Below are 15,169 nucleotides of genomic sequence, written 5' to 3'. Positions count from 1 at the left end.
CTTACTCCTCCTCCGTCTGGGCGGTGATGTACAGGCTCTTCACGAGCACGCTCGACTCACCGACTTCGGCGCGATCCGGCGCTCCGGCGTCCTCCACGACGAGCTCTATCTGCGTACCGTCGGCGAGCAGCAGATCGTCTGGGGATGCGTGGCGCAGCGCGGAGAGGAGCGCCGGGATGAGACGCTTCATCTCCTGCTGCGCGGTCGCGGGGTCGGTGAAGTCGAAGTAGGAGCGCTGGATCCAGCGCCACGTGTTCTGCGTGATACCTCCGGTCGCGAGATCCGACTGCGATGGGTAGCTGAAGAGCAGCGTGGACGCCGGATACTGCTGCGGCTCCACCTCCACATCGAGCACGTCGCGATAGACGACGGGGTCTGTGGCGCCCGGTAGCGGCTCGCCCTCGCTGCGCGAGATGAGCGTGTTTATGACCGCCTCGATCTGCTCGATGCGAGCTGCCTCAGCCACGCGACCACTCCCCCTCTACCTCCCCGGCGTAGATTCGCTCGAACGTATCCGCCTCGGCTTCGAGCGCGCGCGAGAGCCAGTACGTGGCCGCAGTGCCCGGATGCGAGACGCGCCGGGCGAAGATCGGCGCGCCATCCGGTCCGTACCAGCGCAGAGCGCGGGCCCGGCGCGGGACGATCTCGTGCGGGCGCGTGCCCTCCTCGAGGAAGAGCGCCTGCGGCGCCCGGTCGTAGAACTCGACGCCGTCCGGGCCCATGATGCGCGCGTTGAGCGAGCGCATCGTCTCGCCGGTTCTGGTGTGCGGCGCGAGCGAGGCGCGGGCGGCCGCAAGACCTGCCTGCGCAACCCGCTCGTTGGCGCGGACGAGCGAGCCGGCAAGATCGGCATCGCCTGCTCCGCGCACGCTGAAGGTGAGGTTGACCCCGCTCACCAGGGAGCCTCCGCGAAGAAGACGGCGGGTGAGCCGTAGTCGTGGCCTGAGGCAGCAGAAGAATACGTCTCAAGACGCCCCATCGCATCTTTGTAGAGCGACTCGGCCATACCAAGCTCTTGCGGGTTGGTTGCTATCTTGCGCGCCGCGCGCGCTGCTGTGAGGTCACGCAGGATACCGCGCAGCACGATGTCGGAGTCGGGCAGACCTCCGAGCTCGCGGTCGAGCCACTGCTGGTACTCGTCGAGAAACTGCTGAAGCAAAGCATCGTCGGCACCCCGGCTCGCCGGCGGCATCACCTCGCGGATATCCGACGCACTTAAGTTCATGTAGCTCATGAGCCCTTTCGGTTTCGCATCAGCCGTCTTCTGGCGGCCCGCTTCGCCTGCGCTTTCTGCTTCTTCTTCGGGTCCAGTTCCGGATACTTCCGGTAGACGACGCGCTTCACCTCGGCCTGCTCCTGCGGGCTGCCGTGCTGGGCAACTCGGGCCAGTGCGTTGCGCGCATGCTCGATGTCCGGGATCGGATACGAGCCGGGGTCGGGAGCCTTCTCGGGAAAGACGAAGTTGTCCTTGTTCTTCGGGAGCCTCTTGCGGCGCCTGTAGCTAAGAGTCGCCACGCTTTCTCCCTCCGGTCCGCTTCTCGCTCGAAGCCCCGCGGTTCGGCTTCTTCTGAAGCTTCTCGGCGGTGGCCTCAAGCACGTAGAGCATCTTCAGGTTGGGATCCCGGATGCCAGGCGGCGGCGAAAGGTCGAGAGCCGCCTCGATCTTCTTTATCGCAAGCGCCCGCCTGCTCGCGAGGATGTCACTGCGCACGGCTGGATCACCTCCAGGTCGTGGTGGGGGAGGCTCGCAAGTCCTCCCCCACCGGGTTTGCGAAGACTAGACGGCGAGCGGGGCCTTCAGGTCGGCCGGGGCCTGGTAGCTGGCCTGCCCGACGAGGAACGCCACGGCGCCGACGCGGTTGCGGACGCCGAAGCCGCAGTAGCGGATCATGCGCGTCTCGAGGATGTTCCCGTCCGGACTGTGGTTCTCGGTGAAGAGTCCCTGCAGCTCGGCGAGCGGGTACTGCCGCCTGCCGAGGAACGGGACACCCTCGACGGTGGCGAGCATGTAGTTGTCGGGGAGATCGCCCCAGCTGATGATATGGGAGCGACCCGGCGCCCGGACGTAGCCGAGGTAGACGTCACCGAAGCCGACGTCCGGGATATTCACCACCTGCGACTCGTTCGCCCCGAGCTGCACGTCGGCGTCTCTCGGGTCGACGAAGGAAGCCAGAGAAGCGATATCCGACGCGAGGTTGTCCGCGACGTAGACGATCACCCGATGCCCCTGGTTCGCCGGGTGCTCCATCAGGTTCTCCCAGATCGCGCCGAACGGGTTGTCCGTGTCGGAGATCGGGTTCGTCTGGGCCATCAGGTGCGAGTGCGCGCTGAGGACGCGGCCGCCGCGCCCGACGTAAGATGCGCCGTCCCCATTGGCGAGCGGCATGATCGTCAGGTTGCCTGCGCCCTGGACGCCGATCTGCTCGAGCGTCTGGTCGAACCAGTTGTACGGAGCGTCGGCGAGGGCCGCGGCGAGGATGTGGCGCTTGAGCCAGTCGCGATCGCGGTTCTGCGCATCGACGGTGCGCTGGTTGGCCTCCGCGACGGTCATAAACGCCCTGGTGAGGCGGTTCGTGCCGAAGGCTGTACCCGCGCCCTGGATCGGGTACGCCACGTCGTATCCGCGGCGTCCCTGCACCGGGAGCGGGTTGCCAAACTCGTCGAGTGGTTGCAAAGTGCCGCCGACGGGCTCGAGGTAGTGCTCCTTCGCCACGGTGACGTCAGTGGCGAGGGTGGCGAGCATGCCGTCGACGACGCGGGAGTACTCCTGCGTGGACTCGTCGATGGCGTCCGAGACGAGCGCATAGCCGTTGGGGATCTGGGCGATGCGCTGGCTGAACAGATGCTCGAGGTCGACGAAGCCGTAAGCTACATCCGCCATCTCACACCTCCACCGCGAGGAGCTTGCGTGAAGGGATCTCACCGTTCGACGCAGTGACGTAGCCTATCTGCGGGTTCGCTCCAGCATTCGAAGAATCGTCGAGCGACCCATCGGGCGCAGCATAGACCGCAGCGCCGAAGGCGAGCGAGGCGAGGGCGTCGCCGAGGTCGACGATGCCGCTTCGGATGACGTCGATAGCCGCCCCGGCCTGCTTCGCCGAGGTGACGGCGAAGCCCTCCATGTTGGTCCCGGAGGCGGTGGCGCGTCCCGAGGCGTTGAGCGAGACGACATGCCCCGCGTCGATCGCAGCGGCAGCCGGGAAGCTGCGCGCCCCGCCCGCGGAGTCGACCCGAACGAGGGCGACGTCCGCAGCGTTTACAGTGATCGTTGCCATGGTTCCTTCCTGTCTCCTTTCTTCTACTCAGAAGCGAAGCCGCGCCAGGTTCGAGCGGGCCAGCTTCTCTTCGTGCGAGAGCCCGGAGCGGTTCGTGCCACCCGGAGCCGGTGGGATCCCGCCCCGGCGAGTCTCCTCGAAGAATTCCGGCACCTCCTCCTTCACGGCCTTCGCCACCTCGCCGGCCCCTGACGCTTCGCCCCCTTCGGAGAGCTCGATGGCCGAGAGGTCCGCGTGCTTTATGGCGTGCGCCAGGCGGCTGCGCTTCACACCGGCCTCGATGAGCGCCCGCTCGAGGGCCTGCCGCTTCAGTAGCGTGGTGTAGCGCCCGGTGAGCTCTTCGAGCCTCTGCTGCGTCTCGGCGTACTGCTTCTCGAGCCTGCCGTGGCGCTCCTGCCACTCGTCGAGCTCGTCTTTTACCTCCGCCTCGGCCTCGCGGTAGTCGCTGATGATCTGGCGCATCTCGTCGACGCTCTCCACCCCGAGCTCTTCGACGAGCTTCGAGATGGCCGAGGACTCGGCGCGCTTCGCTCTGTCGGCTATGAGCTGCTCGACCAGCGACTTCGGCAGGGTCTCCTCCGTCTTCTTCTCGCCACTTTCCGCGGGCGGTTGCGTAGTCTCTTCGTGGGCCCTGCTCTCTTCGGCTTCTGCCATCGTTCTTCCTTCCTTTTGTCCGGTTTTTGCCGTCATGGTGGACGTATTCTCTAGTGGATGCGCGCCGAGACGCGCATCGCCTCCCAGCGGGCGATGGCTGCGGCGGCGCGTGCTCTGGTTGCCGGGGTTACGTTGCCCTTACCCTCCGCCCAGTTGCGCACGATCCCGACGGCCATCTCGACGGCGCGTGAGACCGAGCGTGTCCCGCCCCGGTTCCAGTAGAGAGCGCGGGCGACGCATTCGATCTCCATTGGGAGGTGCCCCCCGGTCCTGGTGACCCAGTTACCACCTCCCCTATGGGGCAATGGCGGGTGTCTGCATCCGCCATGCGGGTCTGGCATGGCTATAACTGCGGGATCCGGCATCTTCTCCTCCTCATTCAGTGCAGCTGCGGCGCTCCCGGTATCGGCGGGCCCCAGTAGCAGGTGCAGTTCGGGAGCTCACCGGGCAGCGCCCCGGTGGAGCGCGGCACGCCGAGGCGGGTGTCGAAGTTCTTCCCGTCGGCGGCAAGGTGGGTGGGGCGCGGCTCCTTCGGGTGGCCGTGATGCCAGCTCAGCACGTAGCCGTAGAGGGAGCGTGCACCGGTGGTCATGCGGTCCGCCGCCCGGCGTCTTTTGGCCGCCTCAAGGTGCATCTGGTAGTAGCGCTTCTCGAGCTCGAGGGCCTTCTCTCTGTCGCCGGCTGCGGCGAGCCTTCTGGCGGCCGCAAGAGCGTAGTACGCGCTGTAGATGTCCTCCATCCGACCCGCGCTCGTCCCGCCCCGGCGCTTGGTGAGCACGATCGTCGCCACGGAAGCCGCGACGCCGGCCGCCTCCTCGGGGTTCTTGCGGACGAACAGCCCGAGCCCAACGAGCGGCATGGCACCGAGTATCACCGCGGCAAGCCCCACGGCTGCTGTCCCCCCGGCGAGCGCTGCGGCGATGGCTGCGGCGGCCTGGGCCTCCCCCTGACTCCCGGTCTGCCGCTCGCTAGCCTGCTGGCTGGCTACCATTCATCCTCTCCAGAATCGCCTGAGCACGGGCGAAAGCGTCCTGCGGCACCTCCGGGGCATTCTGCTGCGGCGTGGTGGCAGTCGCCTGCGCCTCCGACGCGCTCCCCTCCGGGGAGCTAATCGTGTGCTCAAAGTCTCCGGCCTCGTAGCTGCCGATGCCCGTGAAGCCCTCGACTCCGTAGACGGATCCGATCGTGAGCGCCATCTCGTCGGCCCGCTCCAGCGCGGCGAAGAGGTTGGCGCGGGCCTCGCGCATCCGGTCGAGCGCGGCCGCCATCACGGTCTGGAGTGCCACACCGGAGGTGGCGGCCTGCGCGCTCGCGGTGGCGATGAGCTGTCCGATCTGGTAGTAGACGAGCTCGGGCATGTTCTGCGAGAGCTCCTTGAGCTGCGCATCCAGGAGTGCGAGCCCCGAGGCGTAGTCGATCTGCGGCGCCAGGTCCACCGGCTCGACGCTCGCGGGCAAAAGCAGATAGCGCTCACCCCCGAGCTCCACCTCGTCCGGGCGTCTCCTCGCGTCCGCGACGTACCCGGCGGAGGCGTAGTAGGAGACGGCGGCGTCCCGCGAGGCGGAGTCGAACGAGGGCGGGGGGAGCGGAGCGCCCGAGGCGTCTGTGCCGACGGAGCGCAGTCCCCGGTGTGCGCGGTCGTAGCGGAAGAGGAGCTCGTGCAGCCGCGTGGCCATCCGGTTGGCCTCGTCGATCTGCTCCAGGTACGGAGCGTAGACACCGATCCCGCGGGCATCGCCGACGTCACGGAACTTCGCGTGTACGAAGGGTATGAAGTCAAAGCCGGAGACGCCATCCTCGATGTCCCCCGCCGCCGAGAGTACCATCCCGCCGGCGGGGTCGGGCAGGCTCGCGATCGGGGTGCGCGAGGAGCCGTCGTGCTCGTAGTAGAGGAACTGTCCGTCCTGCCCGTCCTGTCCCTTCTTCCAGATCTCAGTATGGCAGTATTCCCGGATCGTCCCGTCGTCGAGCCGGCGCTCGGATGGGATATCCAGCCGGAGGAAGGTGAAGTAACCGCGGTCGTCTTTGGTGAAGTCCGTTATGTAGTCGGGCCGGATGCCCTGGATGTAAACCTGGTCGCGCCCTTCGGGCTTTACGACCTTAAGGAACAGGTCACCGTAGAGCGGGAGCCAGCGCGACCAGATGCGCCCCGATGCAGAGAGGTTGGAGTAGCGCCAGAGGCGGTCTATCGCGTCCGCCACCTCTTTCGTCGTGGTCTCGAGCGCGACATCCGCCGGGTCTCCGCCCCAGAGCAGGGCCGCGTGGAACTCCACGGCGCGCTCGGCTGGGTTGCGCAGGTTCTTCAGCGCAGAATACTGCCTGCCTGCGGTGTCGCGGCGGATGGCGTACGCCAGTGACTCGTAGAGGCGGCTCTGGCGGTAGTAGTGGGCCAGCACGCGGTAGTGGTCCGTGGAGCGCGGGCCGTAGTCGCCGGAGATGCCGTACGGCTCAGATGCGAGCGCTTCTGGTGCGTTGCGCGTGCGCCCCATCAGCGCCGCTCCTGCTGCTCTGATGCGATCGAGGATAGCCACACCCTACGCCACCTGTGTCCCTGCGCGTGCGCGCCAGCCTTCGGCGAGGTAGTGCCGGAGGTAGAGGATGGACATCACGAATGCGTCGGTCATATCGTCGTGTTCGGTGATGGGGAAGGCGAAAAGCTGCTCCTCGAAGTCGTGCAGCCACGAAACTTCAGGGGACGGCGCGGGCAGCTTAACCATCCCCCGGCGTGCCCACACGCTCGCCTCGCGGGCCCGCTCGGTCTTCTTCCCCCGCACCCTGAACGCCTGGATATACGGTGCGACCCAGCGCGACGCCTCGCGAAGCGTCTGGATCGCGGAGGTGCCCGCCCCCACGTCTTCCACCACGATCCCGCGCAGCTTCCGGTCCTGGTTGTGCCTGGCGGCGATGTCCTCCATGTAGCCGACCAGGTCCGGGAACTCGAGCCGCCACGCCCCCACCTCGCGTACATACAGCGTGTAGTCGGACGAGAGCTCGGCGACCACGCACGCGCTGTAGTCTCTCTCCTCGCCCTCCTTGAACGCCGTATCCCAGAAGATGTAGCGTGCTACGACGGCGTTATGCACGCCGCGGTTTGAGGCATCGTAGCGCCCGGCAAACCACTCGCGGCGAAAGATCGAGTCTCCATCGTCCGTGATCCAGACGCCGTAGCGACGCTGCTGGTAGAGCACTTCGTCGAGCTCTCTGATGCGCTCGAGCGTGGCTTCGTAGCTCTCCCGGTCGAGGTACGGATTATCTTCGAGTAGAGCCGGAACGAAGGCGCGCTGGGGGTGGGGCTCCTTCGGCTCCACGAAGCGCTTCAGGAGGAAGTCGTGCGCCTCGCCGCCGGGGTTCGAAGCGTAGCGCACCCGGAGCGGAACCCGCGCATCCTTCGGCCGCCTGACGCGCTGGATGAGTGCATTCATGTCCCGCGGGCGGAACTGCGACGCCTCGTCGAAGCCGACGAACTGGAACTCCGCAGAGTCGTAGCGCCGCCAGTCGCGCGGGCTGTCGAGGTATCCGAACGTGAGCGTCGCACCCTTCGGGAACGTCCAGCGCTTGTCACGCTCGGACCACTGCGCGTCCGTACGCGTCAGCCACGAAGCGGCGCGGTCCATCAGCGAGTTCTCGAGCGCCAGGTCCGTGAATGTGCGGCGGAAGAGAATCGCAGCGTATCCGGGCTCCTCTACGTACATCAGCGCCGCCATGAGCAGCGCCTCGCTCTTCCCGCCGCCGCCCGCCCCGCCATAGAAGGCTTCGAAGTGCGGTAGCGAGAGGAAGAGGAGCTGCTTAATCGTCGGCGCTACGGGGATGTACGGATTCGCCTCCAGCGCCTCGGCCGTCCGCGTCATCAACTCCCAGTCGATAGGCGTCGAGCTCGGCGAAGAGGCGTTCGTAGCGCTCTTTTCGCTCGTCTTCGCTCTTGTGTGTGTAGTTGTGGTGCTCATTGTGAGTCTTGATGGGGGCCTCGTTGCCCTGGAGCCTGTCGATGCGCTCCTGGGCCGCCCGGATGGAGTTCAGGAGCCCCGAGACGTTCAGGCTCCGGGAGTCGAGCGTGCGCAGTCTCTTCCAGGCCTCGTCAATGATTGCGCGGTACTGCGCGATGGCCTCTTCTTTGCCGTTCACCCAGCGGTCGCGCTCGAGTTCGTAGGCGTAGTCGATCAGGCGCTGCACCGTGGCAGCGGACACACCGAGCTCCACGGCTATATCCTTGGACATCCATCCTTTGGCAGAGAGCTCGGCGGCCTTGCGGGCGTACTCTATGCGCTGAGCTTTAGCTAACCTTTGTGCCATCACCTATCCGGTATCAACGAAAACAATCTTCATGTCCATAGACCGGGCGGCCCAAGGAGAACGACGAGTGTGCCCGGAGGAAAGAGCACGCATGAGAGGGAAAGGAGGTCCCGCCGCCCGGCCACAAAAAAAGCCCCGGCTGCTTCCGGGGCAGTATAGCTATCGTAGCAAAGTATACCTCATGCTCGTGCAAAACGCAAGGTTTCAGCCTGCGTACTCTTTCGCCCACTCGACTGCACGCCAGACGCGCCAGTAGGATGTGTCGTGCGCCTTCGCGACGGTGCGGTATGCTTCCGATTCGTCTATGCCGCGCGCCACCATCTCGGCCCACTCGTTCGCGAGGATGCGGTACGAGTCTTCTTTCTTCCAGGTTCTGCGCTTCATGGCCGCGTCGTGGAGGTTGCGCGCGGGATGGCAGGCGCGGGGCAGACGGACGTGGATGCGACGCCCGGCGCCGTAGCGGGAGGCTATGGCATGGGCGATGAGCACACACATCTTTTCGAGCGCTTCCCGGTGACGCGGGGAGTGCTCGATGTGGAGCATGGCGCCGGGATCTGATGCGATGTCCATGAGGAGCGCGCGGAATGAGACGCCCCGATGGGACGCGCCGCTCTTCAGTATCTCCTGCAGAAGCGGCGAGAGTATGCGGGACGCGTCGCGGTTGTCCTCGTCCTCCAGGAAGCGGAAGAACAGTGCGGAGACCGGCGGGGAAGAGGAGCCTTTCGCGTGCTGCACGCGCACCTGCGCCTCGCCGCGAGATGTTTTCTCGGTCAGAAGCGGCCAAACATCGAGATACCGCCTCACCATCTGAGCGTTGTGTTTAATTGAGCGCCTGTTCTCCCCCATCCCTATCTCCTCCCCGGTTAGCGCTTCTCCAGCTTGCCCTCACGCGCCGAGGACTCCCCGGCGGCTATCTTCGTGATCTCGGGCTCGTATCTCGGCCACATGACGTATGTCTCGATGCCAGCCCGCGCGAGCGCTTCGAGCCATCGTCTCTGGTGCCCGGTGGGCCGGTTACGACCCACCTTGAGCTCGATGGCGACGATCCGCTCGTCTTTCACGCAGATCAGATCCGGAAAGCCAGCATCGGAGTGCTTCGAGTTCCACGTGTGGTACGTGAGCCAGCCGGCGGCCCGGAAGATGCCCTTCACGCGGGTCGTGAAGTTCTTCTCGGAGATCGAAAAATCCAGCTCGCGCAGGTACTCTTCGCGCAAGACGCGCGCGTTTTTCATGCGCTCCTCCTTCGGGCCTCGTTAGCCGGCCTCACCTCCGCTGCCGGGAAGCTCGTGACCGGGCGGAACCTCACGGTGCGGCTGCCGATCCCGTGCTCCTTCTCTCTGGTGCGGTAGAGCAGGACGTGTGCTTCCCCCGCGAGTACCTGGAGCAGCACGCCGGGCCCTCGCGGCGTGTCCACTTCCTGCTCCAGGTACGGGTAGAGCGCGGCGCTGCGGTGGCCGAAGCGATGGGCGCTCATCATACCCGGCCGCCCGATGCCGCTCAGAAAAGCCCCTCCTGCACACCGAACGCTGGCGGTAGGACGCTCTCTCCGCGCGGAGACTCCCATCTGGCCGGAGCTTCTATCTCTGCGCCGCAAACACAAACATCTTGTATCCCAAAACGTAACCAGTGCGGGCCGGCTACGATCTTCCAGGATCGGCCGCATCCGGCGCACTCGAAGACAGCCAGAACCGTCTCTCTGTCTGTCGCCTCTACCATTCCCACGCCGCCTCCCGGCGATCTTCGCCACGGATAACCAGCCGCTCGCACATGCCCTTCAGCCGCGAAAGGACGGCCGCGTCGTAGCGCTCCGCGAACTCCTTGCCAGGCAGGTTGGAGGATGCGATGAGCGGCTTGCGGGCGTTATAGAGAGCGTCTACGAGCTGATAGACGATCGTCTCGGTGTCCTGTGAGCGGTGCTCCTTGCCGATGTCGTCCAGCACGATGGCGTCGTGCCTGAGCACCTCGTCGAGTATGGACGCTTTCGACTCCTCAGCGTCCTCGTAGCCGTATGTGGACTGGATGCGGGAGATCAAACCCGCGAGGTTGTACACGCCGCAGAGCTTGCCGGCCTCCAGCATCGACCGCGCAAACGCGATCGAAAGATGCGTCTTGCCCCGACCCGGAAGTCCGAACATCAGCACACCCCGGCTCCGCTGGCCGCTCACGATCGCCTGAAGCTTCGCCGCCGCGTTTTTCACCGTCGGATCGGGGTCTCTCAGACTCGCGAATGTCATCTCGCCGGCGGGATCGACGCGCTCTATCGCCCGCCATGCCCGCGCCACGTCCTGATGACACTCGCACATCTTCTGGTAGGGATTGCCGATCACGAGCGTGCGAGGTTGCGGACGTCCGCACCTCCCGCAGATTGTTTCTCGAGCGTCCGGCGTGGAGTCGTTTCTGCTCTTCTGAGCCCGGCTGGCTCTGCGCGCCAGCTCGGCTGCGAGCTCGTCGAGCTCTTCTTCCGTCAACTGCGAGATCCTGGCGAGATCTTCCACCATCACCACCCCGTCCAGTCGTCGTAGTCTTCCTCGCACACCCCGACTACGGCTATCGACTCACTGCCTGCTCGCGTACGCCTTCCGCCGGAGCACGAGGCCACATCCGCCCAGGCCTGAGACGGCCGTATGCGCGGATTCTCCGCCCGCCTCGTCGCCAGGCGCGCCGCCCACCGAAGCATCTGTGGCGGCCCGGCCTTGTTCTTCTCGATCAGGTTCTTCGCATACGAGCCGATACGTAGCTTCTCGTCATCGTCGAGAGGAACGCCTAGCAAACGTGACTGGTCCTCGATCATCCGGACGTATGTATCCGCGCGGTGCGGCGGCTTGCCGTCCGCACCGCTAGAAGAAGACGTAGCGTTAGCGAAGTCTTCTTCTAGCGCATACTCTGACTGTTCTATCTGACCTTTCTTCTGATCTTTCCCCGGCAAATTTTGCCGGTTGTTCGCGTCGTTTTTTGCCGGTAGGTCGTGTCGTTTTTTGCCGGTTGCTTTCCTGCTGGCGGCAATTTCTGCCGGTAGCCTGAGCTCGTCTTCAGGGATGAGAAGCTGTATGAGATCGGAGGTGCGCCGTCCATCTCTGCGGCGCGCTTTGCGTCTGATGAACCCGTCCTCCTCGAGCGCCGCGAGGTGTGTGCGAACGGCGCGTTCTTTGAGCCCGGTCATGGCCGCTAGGCGCCGCTGCGACGGGTAGCAGTAACCCTCCTCGTCGGCGTGATGCGCCAGACAGACGAGGACGAATTTCGCGCCGCTCGTGCGCGGCTGGCACTCGTATGCCCACTTCTCCGCCCAGACGCTCACAGCTCGTCTCCCTCGATCTCCACCGTCACACGCAGACTCTTGCCTCGCCCGTACGCGGCCAGCCTTATGGCCGCCGCTATATCCGTCTCGGGCACGTCGAGCTTGATCCTGGAGGAGTCCCTGCCGATGCTCACCGCACTCTGGATCTCCGGCAGGTACGCAAAGAACTGTATCTTGTCGCTTGCATCTTCCATGCTTACCGCTCCTCTCTTCTTGCGACGCACACGGGGCAGTGCCAGCCCCCGCGGCGGTATTTCCGCCATCCCCGGGCGCGGAGCTGAGATACGTACGTCTGCCCCGCTCTCCCAACCAGTACCGGCGTATGCCTTCCGCATGCGCGGCACTCGTAGAGCCTGACGCCGCTCTGGATCTTCTCGTAAGCCAGCGCCATCAGCGCCCCCTTCCCATGAAGATCTTCGCGAGCTCGATCAGAGCGATCCGCGCGCCGGGCCCGCCGAAGCGCGCCTCGTGATCCAGCCTGGCGACACGCTCGACCATGTAGTCGCTCACGCACGACTCGAACCGCGCGACGGCACGCGGGCCGATATAGTCATCCGTATCCCGCGTATAGACCGCATCGCCGCTGTAGAGCACGCAGCGCCCGGCGAGATCATCCATCACGAAATATCTCCCTGGCAGGTTCACGAAACCTCCTCTCAGCCCCTCTCGCCGTCTCCGCGAGAGGACCATCCGCGCCGCACGCATGGCAGTGGATCGTCCACATCCGTCCGCGCAGCGCGTAGGTCGCCTGCTCGTGGTTGCAGCCCCTCATCGCTCCTTCCCCATGGCGGATTTCCGGGTGCGCCGGTGGTGGTCCCAGGCGAGCGACTCCACCTTCCGCGGGGCCGCCCCCCAGCGGCTCCACGTAAAGATGACGTCGCCCCAAGGTGCTACCAGCTGGACTACCTCCGGGTCGGAAAGAATAACCCGGTAGCCTGGCGGGAGGTACGGCTCCCTTCTCTCTTCGCTCATGGAACCATCCCCTCGGTGAGTTCCTCGATTCGCCTCACGCCCCAGTCGGAGAGCGGCAGCGAAAGCACGCTCTCCCACCACATCCGGGCGACATTCGGCGAGCCGGTCGTCCTCCTCCAGTACCTCATCGCCCCCGCCTCGAGGCAGAGCACCTGGAAGCACATCTCCTTCGGGTGCCAGGTCAGCAGGCACGCAACACCCTGCTCGACCATCGCCGGCTCGATCCCCGGCACGAGGCAGGGGCCCTCCATACCCGCGGCCTCGATGACCTCGGGCTCCGCTGTGTGGTCGTACAGAGCGGCCATCAGCACACCTCCTCAGCCTCGCACCGCTCGCAGAGTCCGTTTCCCTGAGCCTGCTCGCGGCCCAGGAACGCCCCGCACCCGGCGCAGAAGATGTTGTCGTAGATCTCGTCGAGGATCTGTTCCCTGGCCTCCTCTACGGCGGTCTCGACGATGCCGCGGGCGATCGCCCTGATCTCCACCTCCACGTCGCCGGAGACATTCACCCCGGCCTGGCGGAAGTAGTAGAGAAGGAGCTCTTCTGGTTCCCAGCAGTCGAGGCGTCTCATCGCCTCTCCTCCACCGGCGGACCGTACTTACGGAAGTGCTCCCGCACGCGCTCGCCGAGCTCCCGCGCGCGCCTCTGATCCTCCGGCTCGCCGGTCATGGAGGCGAGCCATATCGCCTCCTCCTCTTGCGCCAGGAGCGCATCCGCCTCGGGACAGGCATGACGCTCGTCTATACCCTCCTCGAGGGACACCACGATCCGGCAGCCGCATGCCCAATCACGGATGAGGGCGGCCATCACGCCGCCCCCGCCATGCAGTGGACCGGGAGATCTTCGAGCCAGTTCTCCGGGTCCACCTCTACCACCCGGCTCTCACCCACATCGATCCGTGTTGACTCGCGCAGCCAGCGGCGGCCGTCGAAACAGAGCGAGTGCTGCCAGGTGCCCCAGCCCCAGCCCCAGATCTGGGACTGGAAGCGCTGCGAGGACGTCCGGGGCTGATAATCGTGGACCATGGAGTCCACGACTACCACCCGGCGCCCGTCCGCCAGGATTCCGCGCGAAGCCCCAGAAATGTCGAGACCCGCGCGGGAAGCGGCCCGCGCCAGCCTGAGGTGCTTGCACTCGCCGCCGCGATAGCGATACGCCGGGCAGGTGCACTTCCCGGCGTCGAGATTCACGACATACTCCCCACCATTCGTGAACGACGGGACCTGCACCTGCGCCCTCTCCTCCGCTATACTCTTCACGATCCAGAACCTCCGTTTCTGGGTCCGTGACCGGGGCGCTCCTACCGCCGCCGGTCTTTTTTCGTACGCTTTATGCGTACCTTCTACGCATCAGTGTATCTCATTCAGGTTTGTGTGTCTACGTTTTTTGCGTACTATTTGCGCTCTATACGCCAATTTTTTGGAACTTCGCGGTAAACTATTGCGTATGACATCGTGTGTATGTATGTAGTGAAGGCTAGTGAAGGAGCGAAACGGGATGTTGGTGATGCCAAGGACCAGTGAGTGGCACGAGCTCGGATGGGCGATCGATCATGTTATGAGCGCCCCGAATGTCAGAGCCAAAACACAGGAACAGATAGCCGAGATCGCGACTCGCGGCGGCTATAAAGCAGATCGTCGCCTCGTGGGAACATATATGCGCAAGTGGCCTGCCGGCCATGAGAAAGCAGGACAACCCCGAAGCAAGCCACCTTTCAGGTTTATCTGGGCGTTGATCAAGGGTGGCAACCTCACGAAAGAACAAGCGATGGAACTCACCGATGCGTGGCTACAAATCCATGATCGGGAAGAGAGGGAGGATCTCGAGCGTCTTTGCGCTGTTTTGCAGTCCGAGGAAGCCTCACCTGAAGCCTGGCGGGATATGCTAGATTTGGAAGCGCGCAAAGAAGTTGGGGAGGAAGAGGGAAGTGGACGGCGTACTGGAGGTAATGGAAGGGGTTGAATTCCGCGATGAAGCCCTTCATGCCTTGTATACCGAATACCCTTCGCCTGCTACTCTTGCCTTAAAGGATGGACTCTCAGATGAGGAAGCCGAAGCACTCTGGTGGGAGGCGAAAAGCCTTCTGGAAAATGGCCTGGCTTCGGGCGGGCGGATGTTCTGCTATGAGCCTGGAGCCCTTGAACATATGCACCCCCGCCGAATAAAAGCGCTCCGGCTCATCATCGAGCGAGCGAGGCCGGACTGGGTGGAGCGCGTGCGGCTTGCGTGTATGTACGACAACACCTGGGACGGTATACGCAGGCTTTCCAAAGTCCCCGACTACCCGGCGCTGGCGATCATCCGGAACATGCAGGAGCGAGGTGAGCTTCCCCCGGTCTGCGCAGAGTAGCTAAAGCTCCCGCCATTCATCGTCGTAGTAGACGGACATCGCGAGCCGGGCCTTCTCGTTTCTGCTCAGCTCGAGGACCTCGGCCAGGTTCTTCATGAAGGCGATCGAAGGCCTGGACGTGCCGCTCCAATACTGCCTGATCACTCTGTCTGTAGTGTTCTTCCCGGCCTCCTGCATCCTATCCGCTAGCTCTCTGGCAGTGACTATGTCGCGTGAGAGCATCAAGTCGTAGAGGCATTTGCCGAACTCTGAGCGGCTAAACTGACGCACTTTCTGTCTTCCCATCAACGCGATCCTGCCTCTCTACTCGCCAGCTTTGCGTAACACGACTAC

The 15,169-nt window shown here is 64.7% G+C and carries 28 protein-coding genes; 2 read left to right on the top strand and 26 right to left on the bottom strand.

Annotation, left to right across the window (positions count from 1 at the left end):
* Position 1 precedes the first annotated feature (1 nt).
* The 25 genes from PJB24_RS06365 to PJB24_RS06245 form a co-directional block, all read right to left on the bottom strand.
* Positions 2-466 carry a hypothetical protein gene (locus tag PJB24_RS06365; protein WP_273843930.1) on the bottom strand — a complete coding sequence of 155 codons (465 nt, stop codon included), beginning with the start codon at positions 464-466 and terminating at the stop codon, positions 2-4.
* Positions 459-896 carry a hypothetical protein gene (locus tag PJB24_RS06360; protein ID WP_273843929.1) on the bottom strand — a complete coding sequence of 146 codons (438 nt, stop codon included), beginning with the start codon at positions 894-896 and terminating at the stop codon, positions 459-461. Before PJB24_RS06360 ends, PJB24_RS06365 begins: the two co-directional genes overlap by 8 nt.
* Positions 893-1,234, bottom strand: coding sequence for a hypothetical protein (locus tag PJB24_RS06355; protein WP_273843927.1), 342 nt, complete (start codon positions 1,232-1,234; stop codon positions 893-895). Before PJB24_RS06355 ends, PJB24_RS06360 begins: the two co-directional genes overlap by 4 nt.
* The gene (locus PJB24_RS06350) at positions 1,231-1,515 is read right to left on the bottom strand and encodes a hypothetical protein (RefSeq protein ID WP_273843924.1); all 285 of its coding nucleotides are present in this window, start codon (positions 1,513-1,515) and stop codon (positions 1,231-1,233) included. The genes PJB24_RS06355 and PJB24_RS06350 overlap by 4 nt, the downstream gene beginning before the upstream one ends.
* Positions 1,502-1,711: a hypothetical protein gene (locus tag PJB24_RS06345; protein ID WP_273843923.1), complete on the bottom strand. Its 210-nt coding sequence runs from the start codon at positions 1,709-1,711 to the stop codon at positions 1,502-1,504. The genes PJB24_RS06350 and PJB24_RS06345 overlap by 14 nt, the downstream gene beginning before the upstream one ends.
* A 66-nt stretch (positions 1,712-1,777) precedes the next feature.
* Positions 1,778-2,881, bottom strand: coding sequence for a hypothetical protein (locus PJB24_RS06340; protein WP_273843921.1), 1,104 nt, complete (start codon positions 2,879-2,881; stop codon positions 1,778-1,780).
* Position 2,882: 1 nt separating this feature from the next.
* Positions 2,883-3,275, bottom strand: coding sequence for a hypothetical protein (locus PJB24_RS06335; protein ID WP_273843919.1), 393 nt, complete (start codon positions 3,273-3,275; stop codon positions 2,883-2,885).
* A gap of 27 nt (positions 3,276-3,302) precedes the next feature.
* Positions 3,303-3,929: a phage scaffolding protein gene (locus tag PJB24_RS06330; protein WP_273843917.1), complete on the bottom strand. Its 627-nt coding sequence runs from the start codon at positions 3,927-3,929 to the stop codon at positions 3,303-3,305.
* A 50-nt stretch (positions 3,930-3,979) separates the two neighbouring features.
* Positions 3,980-4,180, bottom strand: a complete 201-nt coding sequence (locus PJB24_RS06325) for a hypothetical protein (protein WP_273843914.1) — start codon at positions 4,178-4,180, stop codon at positions 3,980-3,982.
* Positions 4,181-4,308: 128 nt separating this feature from the next.
* Complete coding sequence (locus PJB24_RS06320) at positions 4,309-4,920, bottom strand: hypothetical protein (RefSeq protein WP_273843911.1); 612 nt, start codon at positions 4,918-4,920, stop codon at positions 4,309-4,311.
* Positions 4,898-6,418, bottom strand: coding sequence for a hypothetical protein (locus PJB24_RS06315; protein WP_273843909.1), 1,521 nt, complete (start codon positions 6,416-6,418; stop codon positions 4,898-4,900). The genes PJB24_RS06320 and PJB24_RS06315 overlap by 23 nt, the downstream gene beginning before the upstream one ends.
* Positions 6,419-6,463: 45 nt before the next feature.
* On the bottom strand, positions 6,464-7,777 hold the full coding sequence (locus tag PJB24_RS06310; RefSeq protein WP_273843907.1) for a phage terminase large subunit: 1,314 nt from the start codon (positions 7,775-7,777) through the stop codon (positions 6,464-6,466).
* The gene (locus tag PJB24_RS06305; RefSeq protein ID WP_273843903.1) at positions 7,716-8,219 is read right to left on the bottom strand and encodes a hypothetical protein; all 504 of its coding nucleotides are present in this window, start codon (positions 8,217-8,219) and stop codon (positions 7,716-7,718) included. Before PJB24_RS06305 ends, PJB24_RS06310 begins: the two co-directional genes overlap by 62 nt.
* 204 nt (positions 8,220-8,423) lie before the next feature.
* On the bottom strand, positions 8,424-9,065 hold the full coding sequence (locus tag PJB24_RS06300) for a hypothetical protein (protein ID WP_273843899.1): 642 nt from the start codon (positions 9,063-9,065) through the stop codon (positions 8,424-8,426).
* Positions 9,066-9,082: 17 nt separating this feature from the next.
* Positions 9,083-9,451 (bottom strand): VRR-NUC domain-containing protein, encoded by a 369-nt coding sequence (locus PJB24_RS06295; RefSeq protein ID WP_273843897.1) that lies wholly within the window; start codon positions 9,449-9,451, stop codon positions 9,083-9,085.
* The gene (locus PJB24_RS06290) at positions 9,448-9,693 is read right to left on the bottom strand and encodes a hypothetical protein (RefSeq protein ID WP_273843895.1); all 246 of its coding nucleotides are present in this window, start codon (positions 9,691-9,693) and stop codon (positions 9,448-9,450) included. Before PJB24_RS06290 ends, PJB24_RS06295 begins: the two co-directional genes overlap by 4 nt.
* A gap of 235 nt (positions 9,694-9,928) precedes the next feature.
* Positions 9,929-10,687, bottom strand: coding sequence for an ATP-binding protein (locus tag PJB24_RS06285; protein ID WP_273843893.1), 759 nt, complete (start codon positions 10,685-10,687; stop codon positions 9,929-9,931).
* A gap of 29 nt (positions 10,688-10,716) precedes the next feature.
* Positions 10,717-11,514 carry a helix-turn-helix domain-containing protein gene (locus tag PJB24_RS06280; RefSeq protein ID WP_273843890.1) on the bottom strand — a complete coding sequence of 266 codons (798 nt, stop codon included), beginning with the start codon at positions 11,512-11,514 and terminating at the stop codon, positions 10,717-10,719.
* Positions 11,511-11,708 (bottom strand): hypothetical protein, encoded by a 198-nt coding sequence (locus PJB24_RS06275; protein WP_273843886.1) that lies wholly within the window; start codon positions 11,706-11,708, stop codon positions 11,511-11,513. Before PJB24_RS06275 ends, PJB24_RS06280 begins: the two co-directional genes overlap by 4 nt.
* Before the next feature lie 196 nt (positions 11,709-11,904).
* Positions 11,905-12,159, bottom strand: a complete 255-nt coding sequence (locus PJB24_RS06270; protein WP_273843883.1) for a hypothetical protein — start codon at positions 12,157-12,159, stop codon at positions 11,905-11,907.
* A gap of 123 nt (positions 12,160-12,282) precedes the next feature.
* Positions 12,283-12,486 (bottom strand): hypothetical protein, encoded by a 204-nt coding sequence (locus tag PJB24_RS06265; RefSeq protein WP_273843882.1) that lies wholly within the window; start codon positions 12,484-12,486, stop codon positions 12,283-12,285.
* The gene (locus PJB24_RS06260) at positions 12,483-12,791 is read right to left on the bottom strand and encodes a hypothetical protein (RefSeq protein WP_273843880.1); all 309 of its coding nucleotides are present in this window, start codon (positions 12,789-12,791) and stop codon (positions 12,483-12,485) included. The genes PJB24_RS06265 and PJB24_RS06260 overlap by 4 nt, the downstream gene beginning before the upstream one ends.
* A complete protein-coding gene (locus PJB24_RS06255) occupies positions 12,791-13,057 on the bottom strand; it encodes a hypothetical protein (RefSeq protein WP_273843879.1) in 267 nt (88 codons plus the stop codon). The genes PJB24_RS06260 and PJB24_RS06255 overlap by 1 nt, the downstream gene beginning before the upstream one ends.
* Positions 13,054-13,293 (bottom strand): hypothetical protein, encoded by a 240-nt coding sequence (locus PJB24_RS06250; protein WP_273843876.1) that lies wholly within the window; start codon positions 13,291-13,293, stop codon positions 13,054-13,056. The genes PJB24_RS06255 and PJB24_RS06250 overlap by 4 nt, the downstream gene beginning before the upstream one ends.
* Positions 13,293-13,745: an SWIM zinc finger family protein gene (locus tag PJB24_RS06245; RefSeq protein WP_273843874.1), complete on the bottom strand. Its 453-nt coding sequence runs from the start codon at positions 13,743-13,745 to the stop codon at positions 13,293-13,295. The genes PJB24_RS06250 and PJB24_RS06245 overlap by 1 nt, the downstream gene beginning before the upstream one ends.
* Before the next feature lie 238 nt (positions 13,746-13,983).
* Here PJB24_RS06245 and PJB24_RS06240 point away from each other — a divergent pair, with 238 nt between their 5' ends.
* Positions 13,984-14,448, top strand: coding sequence for a hypothetical protein (locus PJB24_RS06240; protein WP_273843872.1), 465 nt, complete (start codon positions 13,984-13,986; stop codon positions 14,446-14,448).
* Positions 14,414-14,836 (top strand): hypothetical protein, encoded by a 423-nt coding sequence (locus PJB24_RS06235; RefSeq protein ID WP_273843870.1) that lies wholly within the window; start codon positions 14,414-14,416, stop codon positions 14,834-14,836. Before PJB24_RS06240 ends, PJB24_RS06235 begins: the two co-directional genes overlap by 35 nt.
* On the opposite strand, the gene PJB24_RS06230 is transcribed toward PJB24_RS06235, so the two are convergent.
* Complete coding sequence (locus tag PJB24_RS06230; RefSeq protein ID WP_273843868.1) at positions 14,837-15,124, bottom strand: hypothetical protein; 288 nt, start codon at positions 15,122-15,124, stop codon at positions 14,837-14,839. It abuts the gene before it with no gap.
* Between the last annotated feature and the right edge of the window lie 45 nt (positions 15,125-15,169).

The organism is Rubrobacter calidifluminis (genome assembly GCF_028617075.1).
GTDB classification, from domain to species: Bacteria; Actinomycetota; Rubrobacteria; order Rubrobacterales; family Rubrobacteraceae; genus Rubrobacter_E; species Rubrobacter_E calidifluminis.
This window is presented reverse-complemented; position numbering and strand designations above follow the sequence as displayed.